This window comes from Nonomuraea rubra (genome assembly GCF_014207985.1).
In the GTDB taxonomy this organism is placed as follows: domain Bacteria; phylum Actinomycetota; class Actinomycetes; order Streptosporangiales; family Streptosporangiaceae; genus Nonomuraea; species Nonomuraea rubra.
On record NZ_JACHMI010000001.1, the window covers coordinates 758,355 to 778,821 of the forward strand.

The 20,467-nt window shown below is 71.2% G+C and carries 17 protein-coding genes; 10 read left to right on the forward strand and 7 right to left on the reverse strand.

The window, feature by feature from the left end:
- The first annotated feature begins 577 nt into the window (after positions 1-577).
- The gene (locus tag HD593_RS03455; RefSeq protein WP_185100680.1) at positions 578-4,219 is read left to right on the forward strand and encodes an nSTAND1 domain-containing NTPase; all 3,642 of its coding nucleotides are present in this window, start codon (positions 578-580) and stop codon (positions 4,217-4,219) included.
- Between the two features lie 83 nt (positions 4,220-4,302).
- Here HD593_RS03455 and HD593_RS03460 read toward each other — a convergent pair whose 3' ends face one another.
- Positions 4,303-7,203 (reverse strand): AfsR/SARP family transcriptional regulator, encoded by a 2,901-nt coding sequence (locus tag HD593_RS03460; RefSeq protein ID WP_185100681.1) that lies wholly within the window; start codon positions 7,201-7,203, stop codon positions 4,303-4,305.
- 324 nt (positions 7,204-7,527) lie between these two features.
- Here HD593_RS03460 and HD593_RS03465 point away from each other — a divergent pair, with 324 nt between their 5' ends.
- Positions 7,528-8,346, forward strand: coding sequence for a GNAT family N-acetyltransferase (locus HD593_RS03465; protein WP_312903330.1), 819 nt, complete (start codon positions 7,528-7,530; stop codon positions 8,344-8,346).
- Positions 8,347-8,584: 238 nt separating this feature from the next.
- Here the strand turns inward: HD593_RS03465 and HD593_RS03470 are convergent, their stop codons facing one another.
- Both HD593_RS03470 and HD593_RS03475 read right to left on the reverse strand, forming a co-directional pair.
- On the reverse strand, positions 8,585-9,958 hold the full coding sequence (locus tag HD593_RS03470) for an FAD-binding oxidoreductase (RefSeq protein WP_185100683.1): 1,374 nt from the start codon (positions 9,956-9,958) through the stop codon (positions 8,585-8,587).
- Positions 9,955-10,821, reverse strand: coding sequence for an alpha/beta hydrolase (locus tag HD593_RS03475; RefSeq protein ID WP_185100684.1), 867 nt, complete (start codon positions 10,819-10,821; stop codon positions 9,955-9,957). The genes HD593_RS03470 and HD593_RS03475 overlap by 4 nt, the downstream gene beginning before the upstream one ends.
- A gap of 114 nt (positions 10,822-10,935) precedes the next feature.
- Here HD593_RS03475 and HD593_RS03480 point away from each other — a divergent pair, with 114 nt between their 5' ends.
- Positions 10,936-11,406 (forward strand): MarR family winged helix-turn-helix transcriptional regulator, encoded by a 471-nt coding sequence (locus HD593_RS03480; protein WP_185100685.1) that lies wholly within the window; start codon positions 10,936-10,938, stop codon positions 11,404-11,406.
- 160 nt (positions 11,407-11,566) lie between these two features.
- On the opposite strand, the gene HD593_RS03485 is transcribed toward HD593_RS03480, so the two are convergent.
- Together HD593_RS03485 and HD593_RS03490 are read right to left on the reverse strand one after the other, a co-directional pair.
- The gene (locus HD593_RS03485; protein WP_185100686.1) at positions 11,567-11,833 is read right to left on the reverse strand and encodes a hypothetical protein; all 267 of its coding nucleotides are present in this window, start codon (positions 11,831-11,833) and stop codon (positions 11,567-11,569) included.
- Positions 11,830-12,399: an NUDIX hydrolase gene (locus HD593_RS03490; protein ID WP_185100687.1), complete on the reverse strand. Its 570-nt coding sequence runs from the start codon at positions 12,397-12,399 to the stop codon at positions 11,830-11,832. The genes HD593_RS03485 and HD593_RS03490 overlap by 4 nt, the downstream gene beginning before the upstream one ends.
- 75 nt (positions 12,400-12,474) lie before the next feature.
- Here HD593_RS03490 and HD593_RS03495 point away from each other — a divergent pair, with 75 nt between their 5' ends.
- Together HD593_RS03495 and HD593_RS03500 are read left to right on the forward strand one after the other, a co-directional pair.
- Complete coding sequence (locus tag HD593_RS03495; protein WP_185100688.1) at positions 12,475-13,239, forward strand: dienelactone hydrolase family protein; 765 nt, start codon at positions 12,475-12,477, stop codon at positions 13,237-13,239.
- Positions 13,240-13,375: 136 nt separating this feature from the next.
- Positions 13,376-13,684, forward strand: coding sequence for a hypothetical protein (locus HD593_RS03500; RefSeq protein WP_185100689.1), 309 nt, complete (start codon positions 13,376-13,378; stop codon positions 13,682-13,684).
- Here HD593_RS03500 and HD593_RS03505 read toward each other — a convergent pair.
- Positions 13,656-14,453 carry a hypothetical protein gene (locus HD593_RS03505; protein WP_185100690.1) on the reverse strand — a complete coding sequence of 266 codons (798 nt, stop codon included), beginning with the start codon at positions 14,451-14,453 and terminating at the stop codon, positions 13,656-13,658. The genes HD593_RS03500 and HD593_RS03505 overlap by 29 nt on opposite strands.
- Positions 14,454-14,724: 271 nt before the next feature.
- Between HD593_RS03505 and HD593_RS03510 the strand changes: the two genes are divergently transcribed.
- Positions 14,725-15,801: a hypothetical protein gene (locus HD593_RS03510; protein ID WP_185100691.1), complete on the forward strand. Its 1,077-nt coding sequence runs from the start codon at positions 14,725-14,727 to the stop codon at positions 15,799-15,801.
- Between the two features lie 33 nt (positions 15,802-15,834).
- Here HD593_RS03510 and HD593_RS03515 read toward each other — a convergent pair whose 3' ends face one another.
- Positions 15,835-16,821 (reverse strand): ArsR/SmtB family transcription factor, encoded by a 987-nt coding sequence (locus HD593_RS03515; RefSeq protein ID WP_185100692.1) that lies wholly within the window; start codon positions 16,819-16,821, stop codon positions 15,835-15,837.
- Positions 16,822-16,887: 66 nt separating this feature from the next.
- Between HD593_RS03515 and HD593_RS03520 the strand changes: the two genes are divergently transcribed.
- The 4 genes from HD593_RS03520 (at position 16,888) to HD593_RS03535 (ending at position 20,409) form a co-directional block, all read left to right on the forward strand.
- Positions 16,888-18,096, forward strand: a complete 1,209-nt coding sequence (locus tag HD593_RS03520; protein ID WP_185100693.1) for an MFS transporter — start codon at positions 16,888-16,890, stop codon at positions 18,094-18,096.
- Positions 18,097-18,246: 150 nt separating this feature from the next.
- The gene (locus HD593_RS03525) at positions 18,247-18,408 is read left to right on the forward strand and encodes a hypothetical protein (RefSeq protein ID WP_185100694.1); all 162 of its coding nucleotides are present in this window, start codon (positions 18,247-18,249) and stop codon (positions 18,406-18,408) included.
- Positions 18,409-18,469: 61 nt separating this feature from the next.
- Positions 18,470-19,444, forward strand: a complete 975-nt coding sequence (locus tag HD593_RS03530; RefSeq protein ID WP_185100695.1) for an MvdC/MvdD family ATP grasp protein — start codon at positions 18,470-18,472, stop codon at positions 19,442-19,444.
- The gene (locus HD593_RS03535; protein ID WP_185100696.1) at positions 19,441-20,409 is read left to right on the forward strand and encodes a TIGR04500 family putative peptide maturation system protein; all 969 of its coding nucleotides are present in this window, start codon (positions 19,441-19,443) and stop codon (positions 20,407-20,409) included. The genes HD593_RS03530 and HD593_RS03535 overlap by 4 nt, the downstream gene beginning before the upstream one ends.
- The last annotated feature ends 58 nt before the right edge of the window (positions 20,410-20,467 follow it).

Sequence of the window (20,467 nt, forward strand, 5' to 3'; positions counted from 1 at the left end):
GCCTCCTGCGATCGCGGCAACGTCCGCGTGGACGTCAAAGAACTGGACGGGGGCGTCCAGGTCTCCGTCCTGGTCGGCCGACGCGTTGCGGGACACTTCCGCCGGCCTGGAGTCGGCTGCGACCGCGGCGGGCAGGGCCGCCTTGGCAGCCGGAATGCCGTTGTCCTCGGCCAGGAGCCGGCCCGGAAGCCGGCCCAGGAGTCGGCCCAGGAGTCGGCCGCGCGGGCACCACAGGCGGGGATCGGACGGCGCGGGTGCCAGGCCGGCCCTGACGCCGCGCCGGATGTAAACCCCGTAGCCCATGCCGCGCCGGACGTAGACCCCGTAGCCCATGCCGCACAGGAACCCGGCCTGGTTCACGTGGACGTCGACGGCTCCATCCCCCGTGCGGACCTCGAAGGATCCCAATACGTGAAATCTCATCATCTGCCCCCTCTTGTTGCGCTTGAGATCTAAGGTCTAAGGCGGCCCAGGGATGTCCGAAATAGCCCTCCGTGGGTTCAGGACAACGCGGCGAAGACTCCGGACAACAAGAGGTGAGAGCACATTGGGACGGCCCGAACAGCCGGTGGATCCGTTGGCCGGTCCCGTCGAAAGGCTCGCCTGGGAATTGCGCCGGCTCAGGGACGAGGCCGGGCGACCGAGCTACCGCGTACTCGCGGAGCGCGCGCATTTCTCGCGGAGCACTCTCGCCGAGGCGGCCACCGGGACGCGGCTGCCCACCCTTGAGGCGACACTGGCGTACGCCGTCGCCTGCGGTGGCGACGCCGCCGAATGGGAGCGGAAGTGGCAGTCGGTCGCGGCCGAACTCGAACGGTCGCAGCGCCGTTGCCCTTACCCCGGCCTGCTCCCGCTGGACGTCGACGCCGCCGACCTGTTCTTCGGCCGGGACGACCTTCTCGAGGTCCTGCTGAAGGCCGTGAGGCAGGGGCCGCTGACAGTGGTCCGCGGGGCCACCGGCAGCGGTAAGTCCTCGTTGCTGCGGGCCGGGCTGGCCGCGCGGCTGACCGCCGGCGGAGCTGCCGTCACGCTGCTCACTCCGGGTGCGCACCCGCTGTCCCAGTTGCACGCCTCCGATGTCGACGGCTCCGACGTGGTGATCATCGACCAGTTCGAGGAGACGTTCACGCTCTGCGCCGACGTGCAGGAGCGCGACGGCTTCCTCGACGCGCTGAGCGAGCTCGTCAGCGGTCAGGACGGCCCGGCGCTGGTGATCGGGATCCGCACTGACTTCTACGAACGCTGCATGTCGCACGCCGGTCTGGCCGAGGCCCTCCTCGACAGCGTTCACCTGCCGGTCGGCCCCATGTCCGAGCAGGAACTGCGCGCCATCATCACCGAACCCGCCGCCCGGGCGGGGCTGCGCGTGGACCCGGATCTGGTGGTCACCGTGGTGGCCGAGGCCGCCGAGCAGAAGGGGGCGCTCCCGATGGTCGCGCACGCGCTGCGCGAGACGTGGAGCAGGCAGCGGGGAGACACGCTGGCGCTGGCGGACTACCGGGCCGTGGGCGGCGTGTCCGGCGCGATCGCGCGGACCGCTGAGCACCTGTACGCCGATCTGGAAGCCGACCAGCAGCGGTTGCTCCGCGCCGTGCTGCTGCGGCTCGTCGTCCTGGGCTCGGGCAGCTCCGACACCCGCCGTGGTCTCGACCGGGACGAGCTTGCCGGCATCGGACCCGCCGGCGAGCTGGACGCGGTTCTCGACCGGCTCGCCGCCGCCAGGCTGATCGTCGTGGACCAGGACCTGATCGACATCGCGCATGAAGCGCTCCTCACCGGCTGGCCCCGGCTGCGGGAATGGCTCACCGCCGACCGTGAGACCCTTCTGCGCCACCAGCGGCTCACGTTCGACGCGGCCGAGTGGGAGCGCAACGGGCGCGGCGAGGACTATCTGTACCGCGGCACTCGCCTCGCCTATTGGGACGGCGAGGCGAGCTTCGTGCCGCCGAACGAGCTGGAGCGGACCTTCCTGGCGGCCTGCCACTCGAGCGCGGCAGAGCGCGGCCGAGCCCGCCGCCGGACCCGGCTCGCCTTCGGCGGACTGTCGGTCGCTGCCGTCGCCGTCATCGTGCTGGCCGCACTCGTCCTGGTCCAGGCAGGCGACAGGGACATCGAGCGTGACCGCGCCACCTCGGTACGGCTGGCCGCCGAGGCACGCCGCCAGCTCCAGCAAGACCCGGAACTGGCGTTGCTGCTGGCGATCGAGGCGTACGAGGCGGAGCCCACTCCGGAGGCCGACCTCGTGCTCCGCCAGGCCACCGCGGACTCCCGGCTGCGCGGCTCCACCCCGTCCGGCCTGCGCAGGGTCACAGGAACGACGGCCACCCCGGACGGCCGGAAGATCGCGATCTGGGGCGCCGGGTCGGGCCCGGCCGGCCTGGAGATCTGGAGTCTGGACGGTGCCGCACCGAGCCGGGCCGGCCATGTGCTCCAGGCGGATCGTACGGACGGTATCCAGAGCGCCGCGTTCAGCGGCGACGGCCGGCAGCTCGTCACCGGAGGCTCCGGAGGAGAGCTGGTGCTGTGGGACCTGGCGTCCAGCGGTCCGCCCGTGGTTCTGGGGACCGTTGACGGCAGCGTCCACGGCGTCAGCGTCAGCCAGGACGGTACGGTGGCGAGCGCGCACAGCGACGGCGTACGCATCTGGAAGCCGGGACGGTCGAAGCCCGTCAAGCTCAGCGTCCCCGGCCGCGCGGTCAGGAGCGTCGCGTTCAGCCCCAGCGGCCGGCTGCTCGCCACCGGGGGCAACGGATCGCCGCTGCGACTGTGGGACATGACCGGGGACCGGCCCGTTCTGCAGCGCGCGGCCACGCGCGGCGAGCCGGAGCAGGCGGCCTTCAGCCCGCGTGGACCATGGGTCGCGACCGTCGAAGGCGACGTTCCCCGGGTCTGGGACGCGACGGAGACGCCGGCCGGTGACTGGATCCCGCAGATCGAGCTGGCCGGCCACGCCCCGAAGCTCAACGGCCTGGTGTTCACCGCGGCCGGGGATCGTTTGGCGACCTATGGCGCCGACGGCGTGATCCGCGTCTGGACGACGGGCAGCGACGCCGACCCACTGGTGTTGCGCAGCTCGAAGGGGGATCCGCACGGAGCGGCGTTCACCCCGGACGGGAAGTCCTTGGTCAGCGTCGATGCGGACGGCACCCTGCGGACGTGGGACGTCACGGCGGGCGACCCGGCACCGAGCGAGGGCAGACCCCTGGCGCTCAGCGCTGACACGAGCACGGTGGCGGTCAGCGCGGGGCCGACCTCACTCCTCAGCCCGCAGGACGTCCGCATCAGGACCTGGCGCGGCACGACCTCGGCCGAGGTGCGCGGCCCGCGTGATACCGGCTACCTTGTCGCGCTGAGCCCTGACGGCCGGCGGATGGCGGGCATCGGCCGGGCCGGGACCCTCAGCCTGTGGGACCTCACCACCGGCGGCGCGCCGGTCACCACACCCGCGCAGTTCCACGGCCTCCCGACCGGCCTGGTGTTCAATGCCGACGGAAAGCGGATCGTCGCGGGCGCCTTCCGCACCGAACCGCAGGTGTGGCAGGTCTCCCCGTCCGGCGGGCTGACAGCGCTCACCGGCTGGCAGACCCCGCCCACCGGCCGCGCCGACGGCGACGTGGCACTCAGCGCGGACGGCACGAAGCTGGCCGACGCCCGTGACGACCACACCGTCGTCGTCTGGGACCTGACCGGCAAGAGCGAGCCGAAGATCCTCCGCGGCCATGCGGAGGACATCACGGGCCTCGCCTTCAGCCCGGACGGGCTGCGGCTGGCCGCCGCGGCCGCGGACGGCGCCATCCGGCTCTGGGACCTCGACGGCCGGGGCGAGTCCGCGGACGTGCTGCACGGCGCCGAGAGCACCGTTCGCGAAGTGAACTTCAGCCCTGACGGCACCTGGCTGGTCACCAACGAACCCGCGGGCCACCTGCGGCTGTGGCGGGCGGCAGGCGGCGGCGAACCGCTGGAGCTGACCGGCTGGGGCGCGAGCGGCGGTCTCTCGGCGTTCAGCCCCGACGGTACGCGGATCGTCAGGGGGCTGAGCCCGCAGATCTTCCTCGGCCGCTCCCTGGTGACCGGTCTGGGCGGCAGCCTGGTCCGGACCCGCGCCTGCGAGGTGTGCGGCCCGGCCGGAACGGTGCTCGAACTGGCCAGATCACGCCGTACCCGCGAGCTGACCGCGGAAGAACGCCGCAGCCATCTCGGCCCGGACTCCGGGGCGTGACAGTCCGGCGTCACGGCCCGGGTGCCGTCGAGACCTTCGACGAGGTCGCTCCGGGCGGCTCCCTGACCCGGCGGCCACGTTGATCAGCGCGCTCCCGCGCTCAAGTGCTTGACCGAGTCGGGAGCTTGTGGGAGGTCCTGGGCGAGCAGGACCTCCAGCTCCTCCTCGGTGAGGAGATGGACGTCACACAGAATCCGAGCCGACTGGTGCCAGCGCTGCCGCGCCTCGTCCTGCCGTCCGAGATCGTACAGGGTGTCGCCGAGCCCCCACAGGGTGCCGGCCTCCAGCGCGCGGGCACCGGCCTTGTGATGGAGGTGGGCCGCCCTCCTGTACCCGGCCTCGGCCTCGACGAGCCTGCCGGCGCGCCGGTAGGCGTCGGCCAGCGTGTCGGTCGCCGTTCCCTCGCCGTAGGGATTGTCGAACTCCGCCCAGATCTCCAGGCTTCGTAGGCTGGCTTCGATCGCGTCGTCCAGCCGGCCCATCCTGATCAGCACCGCGGCCCGGCCGTTGAGGATCATCGCCTGGTAGTCGCGCAGGCCACTGGCTGTCGCTGCCGCTGTCGCCTCGTCCTGGGTGGCGAGCGCGTCGTCGAACCGTCCCAGCTTGCCGTACGTCGTACCGAGATTGTGGAGGGCGCCCGCCTTGCGCAGGGGCAGACCTGCTCGATCCCAGCACGCGAGGGCGCGCTCGAACTGCTCGATCGCGAGCTCGAAGCGACCCTGGTTCTTGTGGATGAGGCCCAGATGGTTGTGCCCGCGGGCTTGGCCCGCCCAGTCACCGGTCCGGGCGGCCACGCGCAAGGCGTGGTGATGGATCTCGGTCAGATCGGCGAGCCAGCCTCTGTGGCTGAAGGGTCTGTTGAGACTGGCGGCGAGGCCTTCCACCGTGACGGGATCGTCGGTGCGGCCGGTGGCCTGCCGGGCGACGGTGATGAGATTGTCGCGCTCCAGCTCGATCCAGTCGATCGCCTCCTGCGGTGTGTCCAGGCGAAGGCCCGGCTGGTCGGCGCGGAGATCTCTGACGATGGGAGAGGTGGGATCGAGCAGAAGGCTGGCCGTTCTGGCAGTGGCGAGGTAATGGTGCAACGCGCGGTGAGTCGCGGCCACCCGATCGTTCTCCTGGACGATGTCGTCCGCTTGTTCGCGGGCGTAGAGGCGGACGAGGTCGTGCATCCGGTAGCGGCCCGGCCCCGCCGATTCGAGCAGCCGGGCATCCAGGAGGCGGTCCAGCGCGTCCGCCACCGTGCGCTCGGGCCGATCAGCGAGAGCGGTGGTGGCTGCCGGCGTGTGGGTGGGCGTGTCGAGAAGGCCGAGCAGGGCGAACAGATGGACGGCGTCCTGGCCGGCGGGCTCCTCCTGGAGGTGCTGGAGGCTGACGGCGATGCTGGCTCGGACGGCCAGGTCGGCATGCTGCAGCGTGTCCAGGCGGCGGGTGGCGTCGGCGAGCCGGTCGGCGAGATAGGACAGTGTCCAGTCGGGGCGGGCGGCCAGACGCGCCGCCGCGATGCGCAGGGCGAGGGGCAGGCCACCGCAGAGCCGGACGATCCGCCCGGCAGCCTCGGGCTCGGCGTGGACCCGGCCGGGGCCGGCGATCCGGGCCAGCAGCGCGGTGGATTCGGACGGGTCGAGTTCGGGCAGGTTCAGCTGGCTCGCCCCGTCGACCGCGGTGAGAACCTGCCGGCTCGTGATGACGACCGCGCACCCCGGCCCGGCGGGAATGAGCGGGCGGAGCTGGCGGGTGTCCAGGGCGTTGTCGAGGATGAGCAGCACGTGCCGCGCCGAAGTGAGTGATCGGTAGCGGGCCGCCGCCTCGTCCACCGTGGTCGGTACGGCGGAGCCGTCCAGGCCGAGCGAACGTAGGAGCCGGCCGAGCGCCTCGAGCGGCGACAGCGGCCGGAGACCGTCGGTGGCGCCGTGCAGGTCGATGTAGAGAACGCCGTCGGCGTAGCGGTCGGCGACGGCGTGCGCCAGGTGTACGGCCAGCGCGGATTTGCCGATCCCGCCGGGACCGCCGATGGCGACGATCGCCGGCATGCCGGCTTCCGGGGTGGTGAGCGCCTTGTCGAGCCAGGCGAGCTCGACGTCGCGAGCGGTGAAGGCGCGGGTGTCGGCGGGCAGCTCGGCCGGGGCGACGGAGTCGCCGAGTGTGGCCTCCTGTGCCGGAGTGGTCAGCTCGAGGACGGGATCGCGAGTGAGCACCGCCTGCTGGAGCCGGCGCAGCTCGGCACTCGGCTCGATCCCGAGCTCCTGGATCATGACGCGGCGAGTCTCCTGGTAGAGCGCGAGCGCTTCCGACGACCGTCCAGCGCGATACAGCGCCAGCATCAGCTGCGCGTGCGGCCTCTCCCGCAGCGGGTGCGCCTCGATGTGGACGGTCAGATCCGGTATCACCGCATGGTGATCACCCGCCGCCATCCGCAGATCGACGTGATCCTCCAGAGCGGTGAGACGTTCCTCCGTCAGACGGGTGGCCTCGATCTGGGCCCACTCCGCCGACATGCCCGCCAGCGCCTCTCCCCGCCACAAGGCCAGAGCCTGCCGGAACAACCCGTCCGCCGCAACGATCTCGCCCCTGGCCCGGCCGGCACGCGCTTCGCGCACCAGCCTCATGAACAGGTGAGCATCGACGTGATCAGGTGGTACATCCAGGCAGTATCCGCCCGGCGCGGTCACGATGACCTCGTCGAGGGCCCGAGGCGCAAGGAACTCGCGAAGCTTCGACACCACGATGTGGAGCTGCTTCGGCGCCGTCGCCACCCGGTTCTCCCCCCACACATCGGTGAGGAGCTGGTCAGTGGTGACCACCCGGCCGGCGCTCGACGCCAGCCGGGTCAGCAGGCCGATCCGCCGGTTGCCGGTCAGCGGCAGCACGTCGCCGTCTGCCGTCAGCTCCCACGGGCCCAATATCTTGATCCCCAGTCCCATCGCATACCCTCCGTACCCCAGGATCTTGTTGTTCAAGGTGATTGCCAGGCCGAACATCATCGGGTAGCACGGCGGTCGGACACACGACATCAAACCGCCCCTCTAGTCTCATGGGGTCCGATGGCTTCAACCTGGGAAACGATCATCTTGGTTCCTGGCAAGCGATCTTCCGGTGAAGTCACCCCAAGATGAGGGGCGCTCCCTGATGGCTTCGATCGGCATGCCGGAGTCGGGGAGCGGCGAGACGAAGCTGTGCCGCATCTCGCGGGGTGTCCAGCCCTGTAGGTTGAGGCCGGCTCCGATTCCTGGCCGGCTGGGCCGCTGGCCTGTGCGGTTCGACCCGCGCCCAGTGGAAGGAAGCACGATCGGAGTAGGTTCTCGGCTGTGAGTGATATTCGCCTTCTCAGGCCTGAGGAACTGCCCCTCTGCCAGCGGCTCGAAAGTGATCGCGATTGGTCCACGGACGAGGCCAAATGGCGGTTGATGTTCGAGGCGGGCGAGGTCTACGCCGTCGATGCGGCCGACGGTGACGGGCTGGCCGGGTGCGTCGTGGTGACCCGTTACGGTGACTCGCTGGCCGGCGTGGGCATGATGCTGGTCGCCGGCAGGTACGGCAGGCAGGGGCTCGGCACCCGGCTGATGGAGCACGCCCTGGAGGTCGCCGGGGACCGCGTCGTGGAGCTGACCGCGACCCGCTTCGGGCGTCCCGTCTACGAACGGCTGGGCTTCCGGACCACGGGCAGCCTGACGATCACCATGGGGCCGATGCAGGGGACGGCGTGGCCGTCCGGAGCCCGCGAGGCCACACCGGACGACCACGCCGCGCTCCTCGCCCTGGACGCCGAGGTCACCGGGGCCGACCGGGGCAAGGCGCTGAGCGCTCTGCTGGCCACGGCCGAGCGTACGGTTGTTACCGACGGCGGCTTCGCCGTGGCCTGGAACGCCGGCCCGCACCGGGTCATCGGGCCCGTCGTCGCGCCCTCGGAGGAAGCGGCCCGCGAGCTCATCCTGGCCGCCGCCCACGGTGCCGACCGCGACGTGCGGATCGACCTGCTGGACGCCTACCCGGGCCTGCGCCCGTGGCTCACCGGGCTGGGGCCCGCCGAGGGGCCCGCGGCCCTGCCGACGATGGTCTACGGCGCCCACCGGCATCCGGGCGACCGCGGGCGATATGTCGCGCCTATCCTCATCTCGATGGGCTGACCGGACATCAGCGACGAACCCGAGTCGGGGTGCCGTTTTGTCATGAGGCCGAGCGAGCGGCGGCTGTCCAGGTTCTGCCCGTTGTTCGCGACGGACAGCGCTGCACGTCCGGTGCTGAACTGCGGGGCGCGGGCGGGCCGGGCGAAGTGGTCAGCGGTCTGGTCGGTGAAGGCGCGGTTCACTGCCCGTGCCGATCAGTACGGCGGGCGCAGCGGCGAGGTCGCTGTACATGATCGGCTCAATCGCGGGTCGGTCCTCGGCCGGGCGGGATGTTGTGGTTGAGGCGGAAGATGTTCTCCGGGTCGTAGACGGCTTTGAGTCCGGTCAGTCGCCGGTAGTCCGTGGCGTTGTAGGCGGAGCGCACCTGGGTGGTGGCGTTCTCGCCGTTCATGAAGTTGAGGAACCGGCCACCGGTGCTCCACGGCGCGAGCGCCTCGAACAGGCGCGCGTGTGCGGGCCGGATCTGGGTGAAGTCGGCGCGTTCCAGCCGGGACACCACGTTGAGCAGGTATCGCGCGTCGCGGTTGCCGATGGCGTTGTCCACGGCGGGCAGGTGGGCGAGCCTGCCGCCGAGGTGGCGCAGCTCGACGACGTGCGGCACCGGCGCATGGGGGCCTGCCAGGTCGAGGATGGCTTGCACGGCGGTGGCGTCGAGTTCGCCGAGCATGGCCGTGCCCGACTCGGCCGCGCCCGGTGCGACGGGGTCGTTGTAGATCGACCCGGCTTCGGCGTAGGCCAGCTCACCGAGGGTGTCGCTCATCGGGCCGATGGCCCGCAGTGGCGCCACCAGGCGTTCGCCGGCTCCGGGATCACCGGCCGCGCAGGCGATGCGGACATGGACGGTGTGACGGCCGCGCATCGGCTCCGGGATCGCCGGAACGTCCGGCAGGGAGATGAGCGCGATCGAGGAGTTCATCGTCTCGGGCACGGTGGCGGCCCATTGCAGGTAGGTGCCGAACACCTCGGCCGCCTTCTCGACGGGAAAGATCAGGGTTCCGCCGTACAGCGTGGTGACCGGCATCAGGTCGATCTCCATTCCGGTCACCACGCCGAAGTTGTCCCGGCCGCCGCGCAGTGCCCAGAACAGGTCCGGGCCGGAGTCCTGGGTGACGTGCCGCAGGTGGCCGTCCGCCGTGACGACGTCGAGGCCGCGTACGTGGTCGGCGGCGTAGCCGTAGGTCCGGGACAGCAGGGCGAGGCCACCGCCGAGGGTGTAGGAGACCGCGCCCACGCGCGGGGCCGAGCCGGACAGGGGTGCCAGCCCGGCCTGTGCCGTTCTGTGGATCACCTGATCCCAGCGGGTTCCGGCGGCCACCCACGCGGTGCCGGCGTCGGCGTCCAGGCGGACGGCGCTCATCCGCGCGGTGGTGATCAGCACTCCGCCCTCGGCGGCGACGGCGGCCGAGGCGTGCCCGGTGCCCTGCACCCCGACCGGCAGCCCGCAGTCGCTCGCGTAGGTGACCGCCGCCTGCACGTCGGCGGGTCGGGCGGCGCCCACCACCAGGTCGGGACGGTGCCGGCGGGCGGTCTGCCAGCCGGCGCGTTCGTCGTCGTATCCTTCGTCGCGGGGTGCGAGTACCGGGCCCATCACCCGATCGGCCAGCCGGTTCATGATGCCTCCTTCGCGCCGCCGAGCCGGGTGGCCAGGAACCGGCCTGCCCGCTCCAGCGCCGCCGCCGCCCCGGCCGATCCGTCGTCGAGCTGGAACACGTGCGGTTGGCGAGGAACCACCTCCAACGTCACCGCGACCTCGTCGGCCCCGGCACGTCCGGCCAGCCGTACGGCGTCGTCCAGCAGGAGCTCGCTGGAGCCGGCCTGGATCAGCAGGGGTGGCAGCCCGGTGAGATCGGCGAAAATCGGGCTCAGCTCGGGCGCCGACCTGTCGCTGCCGGCGGCGTACTGGCCGAAGAGCCATTCGAGGTCGGCCGGAGCGAAGAACGGGTCCACCCCGTCCTTGGACCGCATGCTCGCGCCGCTGAGGGTCAGATCGACCGCCGGCGAGAACAGGACCGCCGCCGCCGGCATCGGCAGGCCCGCGTCCCGGGCGCGCATCATGGTGACGACGGCCAGCGCGGCACCGGCAGAGTCGCCCGCGACCACCAACCGGTGCGGGTCGATGCCGGAGTCCAGCAGCTCGCGGTAGGCCGCCAGGCAGTCATCGGGTGCGGCCGGGAACGGGTGTTCGGGCGCCAGCCGGTAGTCGAGGGAGATCGCCCGGCCGTTCAGATGCCGGAGCAGCGCGGCGGAGACGTGCGCGGTGACCCGCGCCGACCCGACCACGAACCCACCGCCGTGCAGATACAGCAGCACGGGTCCGCCTGGCAGCACGGCGTCGCCCGTCGGGCGGGGTGTCGTGATCCGCAGCTGCAGTGCGGGCCGGCCGCCGAGTGTCGTCGCCGACGAGCCGACATCCGCAGGTAAGGGCCGGGTGAACATCGCCGCGAACTGCTCGCGCTGTTCGGCAATGGTGAGCATGTCGTCCTCCCAGGAATTAGTCAAGCGCCCTAACAGTCAGGCGACCTTACCACTGTGCCGGCTGATATTGTCAAGTCGCCTGACGAACTTGCCTGGAAGAGGGACCGCACCACGATGACGACGTCTTCAGAACGCCGGAAGCTGCCACTCCCCACCCTGCTCACGCAGGTCAGGGACATTGCGCTCGAGGGACTTCACCGGCGGCTGGCCGAGGAGGGGTTCGAGGGGATCCGGTACGTCCACGGCTCGGTCTTCCGGCACATCGACGCCGAGGGCTCGCGGCTGACCACGCTCGCCGAACGCTCCGGGCTTACCAAGCAGGCGATCGGCGAACTCGTCGGCGACCTGGAGGAACACGGTTACCTCGAACGGGTCGCCGACGAGGGCGACCGCCGGGCGAAGATCATCCGCCTCACCGAGCAAGGCAGGATGGCTCAGGCCGCGGCCGCCCGGATCCTCGCGGACGTCGAGCAGCGATGGTCACGGCTTCTCGGCGAGGACGTGGTCGCCGTGTTGCGGCGCGCTCTGGAACAGGTCATCGCGCTCGAAGCGGATGACACTCCGACCGCGTCCCGCACGCGGTAGGGGCGACGGTACGGCCCGGGTGCGCGGGCGTCTTGCCGTCGTGTGGCGAACGCCCGGCCGCCACACGAGCGCCGGCGACCGCCCGGCTGGTTGCCGCGGTGATGCCGCCCGCGCCTCCGGTGATCAGGACGTTCCGGCAGGCCGGGCTGGGGTGATGATGTCAGGAGACCTTGGACGAGGGGGCCGCCCAGGTGTTGCAGGAGGCCGGGTCGGCGGTGCGGAAGCCGGCCTTGACCCACCGCTTGATGTTGGCGACCTTGCCGGACTCGGGGGTGTCGCGGTAGAAGGACGACTCGACCCTCTCCCAGTCCCGCTTGGTCTTGCCCGGTGTCCGGGAAGGCCGAGGAGCCAGTACTTGCCGATCTTGAAGGGCGGCGTGCGGTCCCAGTCGCACGCAGGAGAGTGCCGCGATCTTCAGGGGCTTCACGACGGGTGAGAATAGGGCTTGCGTGGTTGGAGCGCTACATCGCTACCGGTTCGGCGCGGGCCCGTACTTGGCAAATGCCACGGCAGCTCGATCGGCTGAGCGGGAAGGTTCCCTTGCAGCAGGAGGTCCATCAGTGCGGGCAGGCCCGCCGGGACCACGAGCTCGGCCGCCGACCTCAGCTGCGGAACTGCCCACCACTCGAAACGGTCGGTCGTCTGACGTTCCTCGTCGTCCATGCCCGAGGTGTCCACCTTCAGGTCGCTGACGCGAAGGAAGAAATAGGAATCCACGGAGGTGAACATCTCGCCGCGTAGTGACCAGGTTCCCGAACTGGTCGCGACGACCGGTCCGAGAGCCGAAGGGGCGATGACGTATCCCAGTTCCTCCCGGAGCTCGCGTGCGGCGGCCTGATGCAGGGTTTCGCCGGGATCGACGGCGCCTCCCGGGGTGAACCAGGCGTAGAAAGGTTTCTCGACCTGAAGCAGCAGCCCGCGGTAGAGCAGGAGCCGATCGACGGAATCCACCAGCAGCACACGAGCGGTTGATCGGGAGATCCTTTCGGGCATGAACGTGATCATAAGACGATTCCGGCGACCGAAATTGACTGGTCGCGTCAGCGGGAATGCCGATGTAATCGGGCCATGCGTATCACCTCGGAAACCGTCGCTGATGGCATCCGCGAACAGCTCTTCACCATCGGAGACATCCCCGGGGTGCTCTGGACGCCCGCCGAGGGCTCCGGTCCCCGTCCGCTGGTCCTGATCGGGCACGGCGGCGGGTCGCACAAGAAGGGATGGGAGGTCGTTTCCCGGGCCTTCCCCTACGTCACCTCCTGCGGCTTCGCGGTCGCCGCGATCGACGCGCCAGGCACCGGCGACAGGCCGGAGCACCCGGAGATCCGGCGACTGGTCGCGCTCACCCAGGAACGAGAGGCCGCGGGCGAGCCCTTCTGGTCCGGCCCGGAGTGGCCCGCCCTCAACGAAACCGTGGCAGCACAGCTCATACCCGACTGGCAGACCACCCTGGACGCGCTCCGGAAACTGGACTCCGTCGGCGACAGCCGGCCCGTCGGGTACTACGGCCTGTCCCAGGGCGGTGAGATGGGCATCCGCCTCGTCGCGGCCGAACCTCGGATCACCGCTGCCGTCCTCGGCCTCGTCGGCAGCGACTGGCTCACCGAGACCGCGGCGCGGGTCACGATCCCGGTCGAGTTCGTGCTGCAGTGGGACGATGAAGGCAGTCCGCGGGATTCGGTCATGAAGCTGTTCGACGCGCTCGGCTCCGCCGAGAAGACCTTGCATGCCAACCCCGGCAGCCACTTTCGAGTCCCGTCCTTCGAGATCGACAGCTCGATCCGATTCTTCGCCCGGCACCTGGGTGGTCCCGGCACCGCGAGCGGCTCCTGACACCATGCCGATCAGCCGAGCACGCTCTCTCCGATAGGTGGATCAACGGTGCGGGCCCTGCCGGGCGGCGGTAACCTGCACCGGATCCGCACACGGGCTGCGCCGCGCGCGCAAACGTGTCTGTTTTGATGGCGCGGTGACAGAGCGGCGATTACCACAGGTGCGGGAGGTCTACTGGACGTTCGGATGCGGGCTCTCCCTCATCAGCGCAGTGCTGTGCGCGACGTTCGGCACCTTTCTCGACATTCACCTGGTGGCTCGCGCGCAGCTCTACTGCGCGGGAGATCTGAGCTCCGGGGAGCGATTCGCCGGCACCTTGTGGATCCTGAGCTGCTTCGCCGGGCCGGTGCTCATGATCCTGTACGACCTGGCCACCGAGGGCACCCCAGGCGATTGTGTCCTCCCACGGGGGACCTTCACCCCTTGGGCCCGTACGCCGTCATGAGAACGTGCACGAGGACGAGGAGAACGATCCAGAACATGGCACGCCTGGTCGGCGGGGGCCCGCCGCGCAGCAACGAGACGCCCAGGGGGATGAACGCGACGCACAGGCCGCCCACCGCGAGGAAGGACTGGGGCTCGGTGCCCTTGAGCGTGCCGAGCGCGAGCGCCGACATCAGGCCGAGCGCGACCGAGCGGCCCAGGCCGAGGGCGCCGGAGCGGTAGGCGCCGATGGCCAGCACGATCCAGCCGAAGAAGGCCGGTCCCGACATGGCCTTGAACGGGTGCCAGCTCGATTCCAGCCGTTCCCGGTAGTAGTGGTTGATGCCGTCGAGCACGGTCTGCGGGCCGAGGCTGTCGATCAGGTGGAAGGTCAGGTAGTCGGTGCCGTACTGGAAGGTGCGGGTGAACAGGCCGACGATCACCAGGCAGCCGCCCCACATCGCCCACAGCGGGCTGGTGGCGGCGATGCGCTGGGCCAGGGTCATGACCGCCGGCCACAACAGGACGAAACCCGCGGCGAAGCAGGTGTAGGCGGTCATGATCAGGGTGGGGTGCTGAGTGTAGGCGGTGAGCTGGTGCGGGACGAAGAAGTGGAAGGGGGAGCGCAGGAGGGTGCCCGTCATGATCAGGACGGGGCCGGCGATCAGCGAGACGGCGCTCACCCACCGTCCAGGGAACGGGGGTTGCCGGTCCAGGTTGGCTGCGGCGTTGGCGGCCCGGCGGTCCGCGCCGGTCTGCCGCCATCGGGTGATGCGGCCCTGAGGGGTCATGGGTTCGTGCCCGTCCTTGTCCGGAATGGTCTGGCTGGAGGGTGCAACAGCATGGTGGCGGGCGGCGGGGTGCGGGCGCGTCTGGCTCGGGTCGCATCTTCGGGCGGACGCCGGTGCTGCTCCTACGACCTCAGGCAGAGGCCGGAGGTCCGACCGTGGGCGGACGTCCAGGCGGGGATTTGTCCACGTATGACCACGGACGCCGCGCCATGGCAGGTCAACACCCGCGCCGGTAGCAAGGAGGCCCAACCGACCTCTGGAGGCAGCCGGCATGCACACGTACTCACGACGCGGGTTCGCCGTCGCCGCTCTGGCCTGTGCCGTGGCCGTCGCCGGGAGCCCGGCGCAGGCGGCGGGACTCCAGACGCGGGGCGAGCGGGTCGTCGACCAGGCCAGGAAGCGGTACCTCGTCCCGGACGCGAGCGTGAAGGCCGACGTCGACGTGCTCAGGAGCGCGTTGCGCGAGGTGAAGCGGGGCAAGAGCGTGACGTTCAACCTGAACGCGGGACGGGCGAGGATCACTCACGCGCTGGGCGTGCTCGGCAGGGCGAGCGACGTGGAGGCGGTCCAGGCGCAGTGGGCCGGGCTGGTGGCCGATCGGGCCCGCGCCGGGACGCCGGCCTACGCCGCCGGTGAGCGGCGGTTCTTCGGCGCGTTCACCACACCTCTGGCCAGGCTGGTCCAGAAGTACCCGAACTCGCAGGTCAAGTACTGGTTGAAGAACACCCCGCCGCAGGTGCTCGAGGTCGTCTTCACCGCCGCGACGCCTGACCTGCCGGCGGACCAGCTCTACACGTACGCGTTCCTGGAGGGGCTGGCCGACTACGTACGCGATCGCATCGGCCTGGGGAAGGACGACGGCGACCCGACGGACGCGCAGCTCAGGAGCGTCAGCACCACCAGCCCGATCTTCGGCTACGACTACCTCGGCACCGACCGCTTCTTCCTCGACATGAACGCCTCCAGGGTGCCCGGCAGGAACTTCCTGCCCTACGACCAGAGAAGGGTCGTCCTCGACACCAGGCGCAACGAGAAGGGCACCCTGGTGGAGTCGGCCCTGTTCCCCAACCTGACGATGGGGCTGCAGGGAGAGGCCGCCATGCTGAAGCGGCGCCGCGCGTTGTTCCTGGCCGACGTCAGGACCTACGGCTACGCCGCCCCGACCAGGGACGAGCTCGTCTACTGGACGTACGTGTACTACAACGTGGGGGAGTTCAACGGGCAGCTGAAGAAGTACGCGGGCAAGCGCAGGCTGGGCGACTGGATCGCCAAGGGTGAATACCCCAACTCGATCAAGGCCCTGGAGAGCTGGCGCATGCTCGGAGAGATGGAGATCTTCCCGAGGTGATCCGCCGGTCCCGGACGCCGGGCGGCCGTACAGCTAGCCCTCCCCGATCAGGGCCGTTCCGAGGGCGGTCGTCAGGTGCAGGACGTGGCGTCCGGAGCGTTCGCTGGTGACCAGCCCGCTCGCGCGCAGCACGCGCAGGTGCTGCGAGACCGCGCTGGGGGTGACGCCGAGCGCGCGGGCCAGGTCCGTCGTCGTCGCGGGCGAGCGCAGGGCCTCCAGCAGCCCGGCGCGTACCCGGCCGAGCAGCCGGACCGCGCTGCCCGCGGGCGCGCGCGTCCCGGCGGTCCACAACGTCGCGACCCCGCGTGCCGGATAGCGGACCGTGGTCTGCGTGGACGTCCTCCCCTTGATCAGGACGTGCGGCGTGCCGAGCGCGACCGGCATGAGGACCAGGCCGCCCGGGCCGCGGTCCACCATGCGCTCGGCCCGCCAGCGCGCCCCCTCCAGCCTCAGCCGGCCGTCCTGCCAGTGCAGGTCGGGATGCAGGTCGGCGAACAGCCGCTCGGCACCGCCCGCCGCCATCTGCCTGGCGCGGTAGCCGACGTCGGCGTCGAGCACGGCCCGGATCCGCGGCCAGTGCGGCGCGATGAGCCGGTCGTGCGCCGCGCGCAGCTCTCCGGCGACCGCGCGCAGCCCCGCCGCCGGCTGCTCGGCGAGCGCGGCGATCGGCGCGGGCGGGTGCTCGCCGAACACGCGCCGCAGGCTGAGCCGCACCTGGGACGCCGGTGTCCGCCGCAGCGCGGCCAGGTCGTCGTCGATGGACGCGCCCGAGCCGCGCGGAGCGGGGACGAGGAACTCCGGCCAGTTCGGGCGGTCGCTCACGATCAGCGGCCACGTGTGCGAGAGGTCGAGCGGACGCCTGGCGAGCTCGTCCGCCGCCCAGCGCAGCCAGCGCAGGTTGACCGGGTGGCGGTCGCGATCACCGAGCTGCTGCAGGGCGGACACGGTCTCCGACAGCGGCGAGATCGCGAACCGGGTCGCCGCCAGCTCGGCCACGCCGAGATCGACCGTCAGAGCCATGTGCCGATTATGTAGCGGTCACCTACAAGGTGTCGTGGCGGTGCCGCCTCGCCGGAAGATCGCGGCATGACGCAGAGCGAAGCGGCGCCGCGCCTGACCTCGGGGTACTGGCGGTTGTGGTGGGCGACGGGGATCAACAGCGTGGGGGACGGGGCGTTCGCGGCGGCGGTCCCGCTGCTGGCCGTCACGGTCACCCAGGACGCGCGGCTGGTGTCGGTGGTGTCCGCGGCGACGTTCCTGCCCTGGTTGCTGCTGTCGCTGCCGGCCGGGGTGCTGGTCGACCGCTACGACCGGGTGCGGCTCATGTGGCGGGCGCAGGCGATCCAGGCGGTGATCGTCGGGGTCATCGCGGTCCTGGTCGCGTTCGACCGGATCGACGTGCCGGTGCTGGCGGTCCTGGCGTTCGCGCTGGGCGCCTGTACGGTCGTCTTCTCCAACGCGGCGCAGGCCGTGCTGCCGGACCTCGTGGCCAAGCCGCTGCTGCACCAGGCGAACGGTCATCAGCAGGCGATCACCACGGTCGGCCTGCAGTTCGCCGGGCCGCCGGTCGGCGGGCTGCTCTTCGCCATCGGCGCGGCGTTGCCGTTCGGGCTGGACGCCGCCTCGTTCGCGCTGTCCGCCGTGCTGCTGGTGTCCCTGGCCCGGCCGGGCGCCCCCCGGGAGGGCGGGCACCCGCCGATGCGGGCGGCGATCGCGGACGGGCTGCGGTGGCTGGCCGGGCACCGGTTGCTGCGCATCCTCGCGGTCCTGCTCGGCGTGAACACCTTCTGCTGGCAGCTCGGCAACGTCTCGCTCGTCCTGCTGGCGACCCAGGAGCTGCACCTCGACGCGCCCGGTTACGGCCTGCTGCTCGCCGGCGCCGCCATCGGCAGCCTGCTCGGCGGGCTGACCGGCGCGCTCGTCGTCGAGCGGCTGGGCACGCTGCCCGCCCTGCTCGCCGCCCTCGTCACGAACGTCGTCACGTTCGCCGGCATCGGCCTGAGCCCGAACGCGATCGTGCTCGGCGCCCTGCTGGCCGTCACCGGTTTCGTCACCACGCTCTGGAACATCGTGACCGTCAGCCTCCGGCAGCAGATCGTGCCGTCCGGGCTGCTCGGCCGGGTGAACAGCGTCTACCGGATGCTCGGCTGGGGGCTGATGCCGCTCGGGGCGCTGGCCGGCGGGCTGGTGGCGCACACGTTCGGGGTGCACGCGGCGTATCCCGTCGCGGGAGCGCTGCGCGGGATCTTCCTGCTGGTCGCCCTGCCCGTGCTGATCCGGGCCATGCGGGACTGACGACGAGGACCCGCATCAAGGGATTTTTCCCCCTCCAAGCCACATTCAAGTCGGCTCCAAATCCCGGCTGGTGTGCTTCACCCCACGAGCCGCGGAACTCCGGCGCGGACGCGCTGCGGCTCGTACCTCGAAGGAAAGGGAGGGAAAGACATGAACAAGAAGATCGTGAACCTGGACGATCTGAGCAACGAGCTGCCGGTGATCGACGAGGCCGACCTCGGTCTCGTCTCGGGTGGCAGGCCGATGGAGCGCTGCTACCACACGAACGGCACCGAGGGCAGGCCGTCCGACGGCTGGGTGTCCGACTACTAAAGATCACTCGGCGTCGCGTGGGAGGGGCCCCGTGCTCCTCCCGCGCGGCTGAGGGGGGCACATGCTACTGATTCTCAGCGAACCCGGTGACACCACCGTCCGGATGGTCCTGCCCAAGCTGAAGGCCAGGGGCGCCGAGGTCGTCTGGTGGGATCCCGCCCAGTACCCGGCCGCCGCCCACCTGACCGCGCGGTTCGCGGCGGGCGGGACCGAGCTGAGGCTGGTCACCGGCGGGGAGGTCGTGGATCTCGCCGGGACGACGGCCGTGTGGAACCGGCGCCCCGGGCAGCCCGCCGCCGCCCCGGGCGTCACGGCCGGTGATCTCCGGGAGCGCGTGGGGGAGCTCTCGGAGTGGTTCCTGGAAGGGTTCTGGGACCTGCTGGACGCGCGCTGGCTGCCGGCCAGGCACCCGGTGCTGCGCCGGGCGCACAACAAGCTGGTCCACCTGGCCCTGGCCAGGAAACTGGGCTTCACCGTGCCGCGTACCGTGGTCACCAACGATCCGTCCGAGCTGGTGCCCGCTTACGAGCGGGCGGGCGGGCGGCTGATCGCCAAGCCGATCGAGTACGCCCCGTTCGAGCTCGACGGCGCGCGGCACACCGTCTACACCACCGTGGTGCAGCGCAGGGACCTGGCGGGCCGCGCGCGGCTGGCGCACGAGCCGACCATCCTGCAACCGTACGTCCGCAAGGCCGTGGAGCTGCGGGTCACCGTCGTCGGGCGGCAGGTCTTCGCCGCGGAGATCGCCTCGCAGGACTCGCCGCGCACCCGGGACGACTGGCGCCACTACGACTTCGACCGGGCCCGCCACAGCGTGCACCACCTGCCCGATGACGTCGCCCGCCGGTGCGCCGACCTGGTCGCCGCGCTCGGCGTGACGTTCGGCGCGATCGACCTGATCCTGACCCCCGACGGGGAGTACGTGTTCCTCGAGATCAACCCCAACGGCCAGTGGGCCTGGATCGAAGACCTGACCGGCCTGCCCATCGGCGACGCCATCGCCGACTGGCTCACCGGAGAAACGGATGCGCCATGACACAGTCCTCGCTCGGCCCGGCACTCGAGAGCGGCGTGAGCCTGCTCCGCGGCCTGACCCGCCGGCGTTCGGCGGTGGAGGAGGCCCGGCGTGCCGCCGCCGACTGGGCGCGGTCGTATCCCGCGCTCGCCGCCCAGCTCGTGAGCAACCCGCGGCCCGGCTCGCCGGTCGTGGACTACGACCTGCTGATCGACGACCCCGCGGGCGGCACGATCATGCTCGGCGTGCAGCCGGACGACGGCACGTCCTGGCTGGTCGATCACTCGACCCATTGGGCCGCGGGCAACCTGCTCACCGTTGACGGCATGCAGATCTCCATGCCGGAGGCGATGCTCATGCTCCGCTCGCTCACGCGTGCCGGGCTGTCGCCGCAGGAGGAGCTGGTACGGTTCTGCGTCCTGCGCAACGCCGCCGCCGGCGAGGAGGTCGCCCCGGACGACGTCCAGGCGGCCGCGGACGGCTTCCGCAGGCGGCACGGCCTCACCGGCCGGGAGGCGATGCTGAAGTGGCTGGAGCGGATGGGCATGAGCGCCGAGGCGTTCCACGACCACATGACGACGAACGCCAAGGACGACCGGTTCCGGGCCCGGAAGCGTGCCGAGCTGGCGCCCGAGTACCTGGCCCGCCACCGTGACCGGTTCGCGAGGGTGTGGGCGGCCTGGGTGGTGTCCGAGGAGCCGGTCGAGGTCGCCGAGCTCGACGGCTCTCTCGATGATCGCTGGGAGGTGCGGCTGAACAGGGCCCGGGCGTGGTCCGGCGAACTGCCCGAGCCGCTGCGAGCGGTGCCGGCCGGGGGCTGCGCCGGGCCGGTTCCCTTCGAGGGGCGGTTCCTGACGGGCTCGGTGCACAAGCGGGAGGAGGCCGTGGCGGACGCGGACACGCTGGCGGCGGCGGGAACGGCCGCCTTCGAGGAGTGGCTGGCAGACGCGGCCGAGCGGGCCCGCGTCACGTGGCACTGGCTCTGACCGCTCCGGCGCCGTCAGGGCGGGTCCGGGCAGGTCCCAGGGGCGGGCCGGGGATGTC